The organism is Bacillus siamensis, assembly GCF_051628075.1.
Lineage (GTDB): Bacteria > Bacillota > Bacilli > Bacillales > Bacillaceae > Bacillus > Bacillus siamensis.
The window spans coordinates 795,042-807,146 of sequence record NZ_CP155579.1 but is presented as its reverse complement, the minus strand read 5'-3'; the positions used below and the strand labels follow the sequence as shown (position 1 = coordinate 807,146).

Sequence of the window (12,105 nt, the reverse complement as noted above, 5' to 3'; positions counted from 1 at the left end):
CGCATCCGGCACTTCTGCGTTTTTTCGCAGCCGTGTGGTATACTAGCTGTCAAATGAATGGGCTTGGAGGACAACATGAGAATTTTAAAGTACGCGATTTTAGGGCTTTTAAGAAAAGGCGAATTGAGCGGATATGATATATCGAGCTATTTTAAAGAAGAGCTCGGCCAGTTCTGGAGCGCAAAGCACAGCCAGATTTATCCGGAATTGAAAAAACTGACGGCTGAGGGGTTTATTACGTTCCGCACTGCGATCCAAGGAACGAAGCTTGAGAAAAAAATGTACACGCTGACCGGCAATGGAGAACGGGAGCTTGCCGCCTGGCTGACGAAAAAAGATCCGATTCCGGAAACGGTGAAGGATGAATTTATGCTGAAGGCTTATTTCATCTCAGCTTTGACCCGGGAGGAAGCGGATGAGCTATTCACCGATCAGCTCGTAAAGCGGAAGGAAAAATTGTCCGACTTGGAAAACAGTTATCACGAACTGATGACATCGTCCGAGGATGCGGATTCATTTTCGTCTCCCGATTTCGGCCATTATCTCGTGCTGACAAAAGCGCTTGAGCGGGAACGCAATTACATTTCCTGGCTTGAAGATATTTTGGCTCTCATCAAAAAAGCATAAACAAAAAAACGGGCGGCTCTGTATCTATAAGCCGCCTGTTTACGTACTGAGAACCGCCATTATTAACGAATCAGCCATTAAAATAAGAAAAAGCAGGCTGAAATATACAATCGAATACAAAAACATCCCCTTCGACCACTGCGTGTCATCCGCCGCCTGAAAACCTTTGACGCTCCGGTACAGCCAGATGGCTCCGAGCAGAAGAGCGGACGCGGTATAAAGCGGGCTGACATCTATATAGAAAGGAACGAGCAGCGAAACCGCAGTCAGAACGGCGATGTAACGCAGCATTTTCATTTTTGTGACGCGGTTGCCTTTTACAATCGGCAAAAGCGGAATACCGGCGGCACGATACTCTTCCTTTCGCCTGATCCCGATCGCCCAAAAATGCGGCGGCTGCCACAAAAACATAATCGCATATAACAAAATCGCGGGCATATCAATACACCCGGCCAGCGCGCAATAACCGATTAATGGCGGAGCGGCTCCCGGAAAGCTACCGACAAATGTGCTCCAGACGGATTGTCTTTTAAACCAAAGCGTATAAACGACGGCATACAGTAAAAATGCAAGCAGGCCAAGAACGGCAGTCAGTAAATTAAGCGCAGCAAGCATGATGAATCCGCATGCGCCGAGACAGATGCCGTACAGGATCATGACCGGCGGCGGTATTTTCCCCGTGACGCTTGCGCGGGTGCGGGTTCGCGCCATCTTTGCATCCATGCCGCGGTCAAAGAAGTTATTAAAAACAGTGCTTGATGCCATGACAAGCGCCGTTCCGATCATGGCGATCGTCATAGCAGCAAATATACCGGGCCCTCCGCCCGTCCTTTCTGACTGAAGCCACGCGATCCAAAATCCGCCCAATGCGGCGAGTGAATTTGAGATGATAATCCCCGGTTTGGCAAGGATGATAAAGTCCTTGACCGTCACCCGGTTTTTATTATGCTTCATCGGCTGTTCCGTCTGTGCTGCATTAGAATTCATCAGTTCAGGTTCTCCTTTTTCGGCTTATCATATCAGGAAGAATAAGGAAGTTCAATTCATGCCGGTTACTTTTCACAAAATTGTAAATAGTATACGAAAAGCCGCATCTTCTGACCGAATGCGGCTTTCGGCTCCTGCCGGACGTACACAGTTTTCAATTCAGCGGAGGTTCTGAGCGCGGGCCGGCGATGGCGGGCTCCAGGGGCCATTTTTGCGCGTCACTGTGATTTTCGCTCTCTTTCGAGAACACTTCAGAAAAATAAAAAACCTTGCCGGCAGACGGCAAGGTTTCTTTCTTACAATGTAAATGCGATATCTGCCCCTGACACAGGGTCTTTGACGAATATGCCCGCTTCTTTTTCTTCAATCTCAAAGCCGGCATCGGTCAGCGCTTTTGTCACACGTGAGAGCTCTTTTTGATGCGGAAGCACGATGGTGTAATAATCCAGTCCGCTTGCGTTTCCCGGTTTCGGCGGCGCATGTGTTCCGGCCCATATATTCAGGCCGATGTGATGGTGATACCCTCCCGCTGAAACAAACAGGGCGGACATGGCGGCGTAATTGCCGACAATGTCAAAACCGAGGATATCGGTATAAAAAGCTTTAGCTTCCTGTAAATCCGTCACATGGAGATGGATGTGACCGATTACGGTTCCTTCCGGGAGACGGCTTTTCCGTTCAGCTCCGGCTTCTTTCAAAAGCCCGTCCACATCGACTGGCGCCGTTTGCATGACGTAATTGCCCTCTGCATCGCGCTGCCACGTGCTGCGGGGACGATCGGCGTATATTTCAATGCCGTTTCCGTCCGGATCAGACAGGTAAAGAGCCTCACTGACCGCGTGATCCCCCTGACCGAGCGCAATGCCGTTTTCAATCAGCCGGGCCAATGCGATGCCGAGTTCTTTCCGGTCAGGCAGAAGTATCGCGAAATGGTACAGGCCGGTGACAGACCGCTCCGGTAGAATGACGGCGCTTGGATTTTCTTCAAGCATCAGCAGGACGCGTTTTCCGTCTGCTGACAGTTCTGCAGAACGATCGGTTTGCGAGATGACTTGAAAGCCGATCACATTTTGGTAAAAGTCGAGCGACCGTTCCAAATTTTTGATGGTCAATTTGACATAACCGATTGCTGTATCTTGATGAATGCCGGTCATTTGAACGCCTTCTTTCTTATGCTGAAAAAGTTTCTCCCTTTTTTGATTTGAAAAGGAGCTGGTCCAATGAAAGCAGACGGCTTCCTGAAAGCGCTAAGTGAATAGATGCCGCCAGTAAGATGAAATCAAATTCCGAGCCGCCCATAAATGGGGAGGAAAGCTTCGCCGTAAAGATGGCGCCGACTAATGTGAGGGCAAACAGAACGCCGATTATGCGCGTCGCCAAACCGAAAAAGATCAGAACCCCGCCGACAAGCTCAATCGTTGCGATGACATAGACCATAAACGCCGGAAGCCCGATGCTTTGGAAAAATTGTGTGGTGCCTTCTAATCCTTGGAACTTGGATAAACCGTGTACAAAAAAGATAATACCTGTTACAACCCTTAAAAGCAGTGTTCCTGTTTCGAATGATTTATTCATAAAATCCTCCTTGAAAATTATTATCACTTACTTTATGTAAGCTAGTATATATACATAACTTATTTACGTCAAGTAATTTCGTTACATTTCACGAAAATAACTGAAAAGTACTATTTATCCGCATAAAAAAAGACCTCCGCACTCTGTCGGAGGTCTTTGTCCCTATTTACGATTCCCGAAACTGGCTTTCATATAATTCTTGATAAAAACCATTCTGGCTGAGAAGTTCGGCATGGGTTCCTTTTTCAGCCATTTCGCCGTCTTTCAGCACAAGAATCTGGTCGGCTTTTTGAATCGTATTCAGCCTGTGAGCAATAATGACGCTCGTTCTGCCTGCCATTAAGCGGCCGAGCGCTTCTTGTATTTTCACTTCGGTCACTGTATCAATGTTGCTCGTCGCTTCATCCAAAATGAGCAGAACCGGGTCCGCGAGCACAGCTCTCGCGATGGAAATGAGCTGCTTCTGTCCTTGACTGATGCCCGCGCCGTTTTGGGTAAGAACGGTATCGTAGCCTTTCGGGAGCCGTTCGATGAATCCGTGGGCATTGGCGGCTTTTGCGGCTTCCTCCACCTCTTTGTCAGAAGCATCCAGCCGGCCGTAGCGGATATTCTCTCTGATGGTGCCCTGGAAGAGAAATGAATCCTGCAGAACAAACCCCATGTTTTTTCTCAGACTGGATCTTGTCAGTTTTTTGATGTCCGTACCGTCAATGAGGATTTTTCCTTCATTCGGCTCGTAAAAACGGGCGATCAGGCTCGTAACGGTTGTTTTACCCGCTCCCGTCGGACCGACGAAGGCGATTGACTGCCCTTTCGGAACGCTGAAGGACAGATGTTTTAAGATCAGGCTGTCTTCCTGATAGCCGAAGGAGACATTGCGGAATTCGATGTCACCCGTTTTGATCGGCTGATGCGCCGCATGCTCTTCATCTTCCCGCTCCTCTTTTTCATCAAGCACGTCAAACACCCGTTCAGCCCCGGCGATTGCCGATAACATCGTATTGAACTGATTGGCTAAATCATTCAAAGGGCGGGTGAACTGCCGCGAGTATTCGGCGAATACGACAATGGAACCGATTGAGAGCCATCCTTTCAGCGCAAACAGCCCGCCGACCGCCGCTATAATCGTAAAGCTTAAATTGTTTAAAGAGTTCATGACTTTCGGAATGAATCCCGAAATTGTCTGCGCCCAAAATCCCGATGATTTTAACGCCGCGTTTTTTTCTAAAAATTGCTCCATGACGCGGTCTTCTCTGGAGTAGGCTTTAATGACCTTCGCTCCTGATACCGACTCTTCAATAAAACCGTTCAGCTCGCCGAGGTTTTTCTGCTGCTGCTTAAACAGGAGTCCCGTCCGGTTGGTGATCCATTTGATGCTTAAAAACATGATCGGAATGATCAAAAGCGTGATCAATGTTAAAAGCGGGCTCATGTACAGCATCACCGCGATTGTGCCTGCGAATGTAATGACGCTAGAGAGCACCTGAATAACGGATGTATTTAAAGTGGAGCTGACATTTTCAATATCATTGGTGACCCGGCTCATCAAGTCGCCGAGCCGCTGTTTATCAAAAAACGGAATCGGCAGCTCATGCAGATGGGTAAACAGCTCGCTCCGCATTTTAAACACGGTGCTTTGCGAGATATTGATCATCCAATAGTTTTGAAACCATAAGGACAACGATTGCACGAGGTAAATCCCAAACAGTATGAACAGCACCCCCGCCAATCCGTCCGTCGTCCGTCCGACGATGAAATGATCAATCGCTTTCCCGATGACGAACGGTCCGAGGAGGCCGAATATGGCGCTTATGACTACCATGATGATCACAAGAGTCAATAGCCCTTTTTTCTCTGCTACATACGACCAGATTCTGCGCAGCGTGCCTTTTGCATCTTTTGCTTTCGCACGTTTTCTGCCGCCTTCACTCGATTTGAGCGGTATTTTCGGATAACGGAAAGGTTTACGAATGTCTTTCTCCACTGTCAGCTCCCTCCTTTCCGAATTGGGATTCATAAATCTGCCGGTACAGATGAGACTCTGCCATCAGCTCTTGGTGCGTGCCTTTTGCCAGCAGTTCGCCGTCTTCAAGCAATAAGATGGTGTCAGCCTTCATTGCGGTCGTTATTTTTTGCGTGATAATCAGTGTCGTGCATTCATAGGATCTGATCGCTTTTAAAAGCTTTGCTTCCGTCTGAAGATCCAGCGCGCTCGTACTGTCGTCTAACAGCAGGAGGGACGGCTTTCTGATAAAAGCGCGCGCGATGGAAATGCGCTGCTTCTGCCCGCCTGACAAATTGACGCCCCGCTGTCCCAGCACCGTGTCGTATCCGTTTGACAGCTTCATAATCGTTTCATGGATTTGCGCGTCTTTGGCTGCTTCTATTACTTCATCTAGTGAAGCATCCTCCCGCCCCCAGGCGATATTTTCACGGATTGTGCCCGAAAACAGGAGCACTTCCTGCGGAACATAGCCGATTTCCCTGCGCAGCCCGTGAGCGGAGAATCCACCGATCGGTTTTCCGTCTATGAAAATACTGCCTGAATCAGCCGTGTACAGGCGCGGAATCAGCTGAAAGAGCGTTGATTTTCCTGAGCCAGTCGCGCCCATAATGGCAACCGTTTCTTTCGGGCTGGCAGAAAAGGAAACGTGATGCAGCGCGTCTTTTTCCATGTCCGGATAGCAGAAGGACACTTCGCGAAACTCAATTTCGCCTGCAAGCGCTTGTGCCGGGTCATGTCCCGTTCCCTCGCCGCCTTCAGTTTCCAGCACCTCGCCGATTCTTTCGCCGGAAGCCTTCGCCCGGGAAAATACCATAATGAGAAATGGCAGGACGGACAGCGCGCCTGTAATCCGCGTCGCATAGTTAATCACGGAAACGATATCTCCGACCTGCGCCCCTCCCTGGTCAATGCTTTTGGCGCCGAACCATAAGATAAACAAAATGCAGCTGTTCATCAGCAGCATTAAGATCGGCATGGCCGCTTCCACGAGACGAAAGGCGGATACTGTTTTTTCCATCAGCTTCGTATTCGATTTCAAAAAACGTTTCACTTCGTGGTTTGCACGGAGAAGCGCTTTAATCAGTTTGATCGCCGTCAGGTTTTCCTGCATGATCGTATTGACCTGGTCAAGCCGCTTTTGCACAGACCGAAACAGCGCGCCGCCTCTTTTCAGCACCCACAGCAAAAACAAAAGCAAAATCGGCACCGTGATCAGCAGAAAAAAACCGAGTTTCGCATTGACGGTCAGCGAGAGAATAATGCCGCCCGCGATCATTAACGGCGCCCGAAGCATAAACCGGAGACTCATGAAAAGCATATTTTGGACCTGCGTCACATCGTTTGTCAGCCGGGTGATAAACGATGTGGATGAGAATTGCGCAAACGTCGAATAGGAGAAGGACTGGATTTTTCGAAATAGCCCTTTTCGCGTATCATACGCATAGCTTTGGCTGATGTGGGCGGAGTAGAACGAATTTAAAATGCCCGATGCAAATGAAACAACCGTCAGTCCGATCATCACGCCGCCCCACAGCCAGACCGTTCCGAGCTCCTGCTTTAAAATTCCTTCGTCGATGATTTTCCCGATCAGCAGGGGCTGTATCAGCTCTACCGCAAGCTCGATGAGCATGAAAAACAGAGCGATTCCCGCCAACAGAGAATACGGTTTTACATATGATAAAGCCTTTGACATGTGTAAGCCTCCAAATTCTTTGTTCAGTATGTATGTATATTTATTTTATTTGTTTGTCTTAAATGAATAAAGGATTAACCCTTGAACCCGCACCTTTTATTATGTACTTTGTGAAGAAAAAACGGAAATCATTGAAGATCAAAATTGAAGGAATGAGGGATGCAGATATATGGAGGCTGTCTTATCTTTTCTTTTTACCAGCTCCTGAACCGGAGCCTTGATTTTAAACTGAATGAGCGGAGCCTTTAAAAAGGCGTCCGCTATTCAGGATGGTCATTTATGCTTTGTCATTTCATTTAACGAATGAAAACGAGAGCAACCCCGAATCCTTTATCGGCATCAAACTCTTTGATCACTTTCATGACCTGCCAGCGCTGGTTTGGAGCGTCGGATTTTGCTGCAATCCCGTTATGGGCATGAATAAAATCTCCCGCTTTCACAGTCTCATCGCATTTGACATATACCTGACCGATAAGCCCGACAATGTTCCACTCGTCTCTTTCTTGTCTTGAAGTGTAGTCTTCTTCAGGGCGAAAGTCCGGATTTTCTTTTGGCGCCATGACCGTATGGCCGTTCGCATCTTTCTGTTCTTCATAAACATAGCCGCCAAACTCATTCTTTACGTATCGTCCCGACCAGTGAAAACTCGACTCACCGAGAATCACTCCGGCAGTCTCGGAAATAACCCCAAGCATGAGATCACCCTTTTCAGCCGGTCTGATCTTATCACCTTCAAGTGTGACAAGTGTTCCCGTCGGAATTTTCTTCCCGCTCAGACTCTCAAAATACTCGGCGTAGTCAGAGAATGTCGAGGAACCTGTTACGCCTCCGGAAGCCTTAATTGTTCCTTCTTTTGCGTGAAGCTCAATTTTTCTGTTGGCTGATGACGGAGTGCTGCCGGCACCCCAGCCAAGTGCTACAGAATCTGAATTCGGGTTAATTGTATTGTACGAAGAAAGCACTGAAGATTGTGCCGCTCCGGCCGCTCTTCCCCGAACAGAACCAGCCACAAAATTATTGTTCCCTGTAGCATGAGATTCACGGGAGCCAATGACTCCGCTTCCTTTATGTTTAAATAAGAAATAAGGAGTGACTGCTCCTCCAATGTTAAAGTCAGTTTCATAACCTGAAAAATCACAATTGGATACATTAAGGTCTGGATCTGAGGAATAAATTCCAACTGTCCCGCTATTATTTTTTGGAGATCTCTGCCCCCAAACATTGCTAACAACAGACTCGTACATTCCGCTGCCGAATGCAACTCCTTTTTTTCCGGAGTCAATCAATGTGACACCATCCACCATCACTTTCCCTACTGAGTTATCCCCGCCGACAATATATAAGTCGTTGTCTGCAGTTTTAAATCCGCGGATGGTTATATTCTTTAGACTGATTAAGCGTCCTTTATAAAATACGCTGACTACCGAATTCCCCTTATAATCAATTGAACTGTCATCACAAATAGCATGGAAATTCACAACGCTCACACCATCATATCCGGAGATTTGCAACGCGTTTGGACCCGCCCCTTTGTATAGATCATTTGGTTTAGGGTTATATGAGATACAATTCGCGAGCTGCACATCATGTGCTGTCGCTGACTGAGGATCGCTTGCTGTGTGGTGACCGATATGGCGAATGCTATATCCAATGGCATTTTCGTATGCGCGACAATTAACAAGCTGTACTCTCTTCGCAGCCGGTGCATAACCGTGTGCTTTAATTTCAAAGCCTCGGACTCCTCCAATTGAGATACAACTATCAATCATTACGTCTTGAGAGCCGTCATCAATTTCAAAACAATTCGTGTTAGAAGTTCCGTCATTTAGCCCCATTGGATGGTAAGAGAGGCAATGACTGAAAGTCGTGTGTTTCCCAAAATGACAAGTAAAGTTATCATCGCCGGACCCTGTTGCTTCACAATGAGAAAACGTTACAAAGTTACAGCCGTTGGGCTGATAATAAGTGGGGTCGTCCATTTCTCCATGTCTGTTATAGTTCGGGCTTGTAGAATCAAAGCCGTGCAGGCCGGCGTTCTTCGCAAACTCATGCTCGACAAAAGAATAGTCAACATTCGCAAAAAGCAAACAGCTTGAAGTAGGGCCCTTCGGAATCTTCCAGCCGGCAGGACGCGTATCCTTGTTCCAGTCCAGCGTAAGATGGCCGACGTAAATATTTTCATTACCGTTCGTATAATCGCTGTTGGTCAGAACAGAATGGCCGACCGGTGTTTCGTCTAATAATTTAATGACCGTTCTTTTCTTGCCTGCTCCGACAAGCATTGTATTTGACGGCACAAACAATCCGGATGTTCTGAATACACCCGCAGGAACCGTTACGACATAACCTCCGTGGGCCATAGCATCATGAAATGCCTGCGTGTCATCTGTTACTCCGTCACCTTTAGCCCCAAAATCCATAACGTTTCGCTCTGTCACATGTTCAAATCTGTTTTCATACATTTTAAGTCTTTCATTTAAATTTTCATAAGTTGACGTGCCGTCGCTAAGAGCAGCACCGATTTTGCTGTCAATCGCTTCAAAGTTTTGAGCAATGCTTTCAACTTCAATCCCCTCAGTTTTATCGGGTTTGTAAAGTCCTAAAAACGTCGTATAGTTTGTCATGATCTTGCCTCCCATTTTTTAATTGCTATTTGAAATATCGCAGGAGTCATTCCGTTTTTGCATCTCCCACTTTCACTCCTGCATGTACAGGTGGCAAAAGGTATGACAAATTCATTCATACATTTTTTTCAAAACATAAAAAGAGCGCCGGATTAACAAGCGCTCTTCCCATTCTGCACATAGTCTGCTGCAGTATTTTAACCGTTCAATATTTTCTCGACACGCTCCCGCATTTGCGGAACGCCTAATCCGACAATGACCTGAAGCGCCTTGCCTTTTCTGACGACGCCGTGGGCTCCCAGCTCTCTGAAATCGGCATCACTTTTGACCTTTGATTCATCAGCGACAGTGACGCGGAGACGGGTGGCGCAATTGGTAACCTCTGTAATATTGTTCTTTCCGCCCAGCGCTTCAATATACAAAGCAGCTGTATCCCGCGGTGTTTCGTCTGCCGCCGCTGTTTCTTTTGAAGCCTGCTTCCGTTCTCTGTACTCTTTTTTCGAATAAAGCTTTGTTTCCTGTCCTTCCTCTTTCTCTCTGCCCGGGGTGGCGATGTTGAATTTGAGAATGAGGAAACGGAAGACGAAAAAGTAAATGGCGGTAAAGCACAAGCCGATGATGATCTGGTATACATACGTCAAACCGTGGCTTGGCGCCAGCGGAATCCAGTTCAAGGTCGCCGCTTCAATCAAACCGCCGCCCATATTTCCGACGACGCCGGCCATATACATGACGGTCGCCATGGAAGCGGCAAGCAAAGCATGAACCGCAAATAAAAACGGCGAGATAAAAAGGAATGTAAATTCAATCGGCTCCGTAATACCGGCGACAATGGACGTCAAGGTGACAGGGATCAAAAGGCCGGCGACGATTTTTTTCTTTTCCTTTGAAGCCGTAGCGTAAAAGGCGAGCGCGATTCCCGGAATACCGAAGATTTTCGAGTTGCCGTGAAGCGCGAAGCCCCCCTGCGGGAACAATTCTTTCAGCGGTTTGACGCTTTGGGAGTATTCTCCGAGATGCTGGGCCCAATAGGTGACGATACCGCCTTCAGCTACAGCCGGCCCGTAAACAAACGGTGAGTAAATAAAATGATGCAGACCCGTCGGAATTAAAATCCGCTCCAGGAACGTGTAAATCCACACGCCGACCGCCCCGGAAGAAACGAGAAAGCTTTGCAGCGATCCGATTCCGGACTGAACCATCGGCCATACGTAGGCCACCGCAAGTGAAATCGGTATCATAATGAAAAAAGAAATAATGACAATGTACGAAGATCCTTGGAAAATCCCCAGGAAATCCGGCAGTTTTTTATCAAAATAGCGATTGTGCAAGTAAACGACAATAGATGAAATAAAGATGGCGCCGATAATATTCGTATCAAGCGTTTTGATGCCGGCGATCATCGTCAGCCCGCTCGTTCCGCCGGCTTCCTGGTTCATATCGACATGAAAAGCCCCGCCCCAAACCGTCAGAATCGCATTGATAAAGTAATTGAATGTAAGATAAACTGTAAGCGCTTCCAAACAAGCCCGCGCCTGCGCTTTTTTCGCTAAAGCGACAGGGATGCCGATCGCAAACAGGAGCGGCATTTGATTAAAGACGGTCCAGCCGCCTTGTTCAATGACGTACCAGCATTGATACCAAAGCCCGTCAGGATCAGCCAGCGGCCCCATCAGCGTTTTATTTTTAAAGAGCGTACTCAGACCGACAATAATACCGGAAAATGCAAATAACAAAACAGGCACAAACATCGCGCTGCCGAAGCGCTGGACTTTTTGCATCATTTCACGTGACCCCCCGCTATTTATCAAAATTTTCAAGCTCTTTATAATCAACATATGCACGGAATAACGCTTCGCCCACCAGAAAAAACGGGGCAAATGCGACGATTTCCGTTTTATCGCTTAACGTCACCGGCTTGCTGGTCGCATAAAGATTATACGGCGTCGTCTGCGCCAGTACGTTGTTTTTCAGATTGGTGATTGAAATGAACGGAACTCCCTTTGCGGACAAGGTCCTTGCCTGCGGAATTAATTCGGGTGTTTCCCCGGATAAAGAAATAATGATGAATACGTCATCAACCGTAAAATCATCACACATGATATCAAACTCTGTGATGTCTTGTATTAAAATCAAATACTTCCGCCGGGATACAAACATCCGCTGCAGCTCGCGGGCGCACACCCTTTGAGCCGTGCCCGATCCGTAAACGAAAATCCGTTTTGCTTCATCTATCAGCCGGCACATCTCCGTCATATCTTTTGACTTTACGTATTTTACGTTGGCTTCAATATCATCCAGCAGCTTTTCAAATGTCATATTCTCGCCTTCTTCAGGCTGATCCTCCCATTTCAGAAAAACCCGGAATTCACTGTAGCCGCTGAAGCCGAGCTTTTGGGCGAGCCGCAGGATCGAAGACCGAGAGACATTGCAGGCTTTCGCCATGTCATTGATACCGAGATGGTAGCACGTATGCTTATTGTTCAATATATATTTTAAAATATAAAAATCGTTGTCATTTAATTTCGCGTAATGCTGATTCACCAGTTCTTCAAGACTCATCCCAAAATCCCCCCGTTTTCTTTCTATTATAT

Annotated in this window: 9 protein-coding genes; 1 reads left to right on the top strand and 8 read right to left on the bottom strand. The window is 47.4% G+C overall.

Features of this window, described 5'->3' with window-relative positions:
* Positions 1-75 precede the first annotated feature (75 nt).
* The gene (locus tag ABDB98_RS04105) at positions 76-627 is read left to right on the top strand and encodes a PadR family transcriptional regulator (RefSeq protein ID WP_016936735.1); all 552 of its coding nucleotides are present in this window, start codon (positions 76-78) and stop codon (positions 625-627) included.
* Positions 628-666: 39 nt separating this feature from the next.
* Here ABDB98_RS04105 and cyoE read toward each other — a convergent pair whose 3' ends face one another.
* From cyoE to ABDB98_RS04065, 8 genes are all read right to left on the bottom strand, one after another.
* Complete coding sequence (cyoE, locus tag ABDB98_RS04100; protein ID WP_438421447.1) at positions 667-1,614, bottom strand: heme o synthase; 948 nt, start codon at positions 1,612-1,614, stop codon at positions 667-669.
* A 296-nt stretch (positions 1,615-1,910) separates the two neighbouring features.
* Positions 1,911-2,768, bottom strand: a complete 858-nt coding sequence (locus tag ABDB98_RS04095) for a VOC family protein (protein ID WP_264819850.1) — start codon at positions 2,766-2,768, stop codon at positions 1,911-1,913.
* Between the two features lie 16 nt (positions 2,769-2,784).
* On the bottom strand, positions 2,785-3,189 hold the full coding sequence (locus ABDB98_RS04090) for a DoxX family protein (protein WP_060963309.1): 405 nt from the start codon (positions 3,187-3,189) through the stop codon (positions 2,785-2,787).
* 166 nt (positions 3,190-3,355) lie between these two features.
* Positions 3,356-5,173: an ABC transporter ATP-binding protein gene (locus ABDB98_RS04085; protein ID WP_438421446.1), complete on the bottom strand. Its 1,818-nt coding sequence runs from the start codon at positions 5,171-5,173 to the stop codon at positions 3,356-3,358.
* On the bottom strand, positions 5,154-6,887 hold the full coding sequence (locus ABDB98_RS04080) for an ABC transporter ATP-binding protein (protein WP_438421445.1): 1,734 nt from the start codon (positions 6,885-6,887) through the stop codon (positions 5,154-5,156). Before ABDB98_RS04080 ends, ABDB98_RS04085 begins: the two co-directional genes overlap by 20 nt.
* Positions 6,888-7,183: 296 nt before the next feature.
* Complete coding sequence (locus tag ABDB98_RS04075) at positions 7,184-9,511, bottom strand: peptidase G2 autoproteolytic cleavage domain-containing protein (RefSeq protein ID WP_438421444.1); 2,328 nt, start codon at positions 9,509-9,511, stop codon at positions 7,184-7,186.
* A 197-nt stretch (positions 9,512-9,708) separates the two neighbouring features.
* Positions 9,709-11,295, bottom strand: coding sequence for an alpha-glucoside-specific PTS transporter subunit IIBC (locus tag ABDB98_RS04070; RefSeq protein WP_438421443.1), 1,587 nt, complete (start codon positions 11,293-11,295; stop codon positions 9,709-9,711).
* Positions 11,296-11,311: 16 nt separating this feature from the next.
* Positions 11,312-12,073 (bottom strand): MurR/RpiR family transcriptional regulator, encoded by a 762-nt coding sequence (locus ABDB98_RS04065; RefSeq protein ID WP_016936741.1) that lies wholly within the window; start codon positions 12,071-12,073, stop codon positions 11,312-11,314.
* Between the last annotated feature and the right edge of the window lie 32 nt (positions 12,074-12,105).

Coding starts and splice junctions, on each gene's coding strand:
- ABDB98_RS04095 (WP_264819850.1), bottom strand. CDS start 2,768: ATGACCGGCATTCATCAAGATACAGCAATCGGTTATGTCAAATTGACC.
- ABDB98_RS04065 (WP_016936741.1), bottom strand. CDS start 12,073: ATGAGTCTTGAAGAACTGGTGAATCAGCATTACGCGAAATTAAATGAC.
- ABDB98_RS04070 (WP_438421443.1), bottom strand. CDS start 11,295: ATGATGCAAAAAGTCCAGCGCTTCGGCAGCGCGATGTTTGTGCCTGTT.
- ABDB98_RS04105 (WP_016936735.1), top strand. CDS start 76: ATGAGAATTTTAAAGTACGCGATTTTAGGGCTTTTAAGAAAAGGCGAA.
- ABDB98_RS04090 (WP_060963309.1), bottom strand. CDS start 3,189: ATGAATAAATCATTCGAAACAGGAACACTGCTTTTAAGGGTTGTAACA.
- ABDB98_RS04075 (WP_438421444.1), bottom strand. CDS start 9,511: ATGACAAACTATACGACGTTTTTAGGACTTTACAAACCCGATAAAACT.
- cyoE (WP_438421447.1), bottom strand. CDS start 1,614: ATGAATTCTAATGCAGCACAGACGGAACAGCCGATGAAGCATAATAAA.
- ABDB98_RS04080 (WP_438421445.1), bottom strand. CDS start 6,887: ATGTCAAAGGCTTTATCATATGTAAAACCGTATTCTCTGTTGGCGGGA.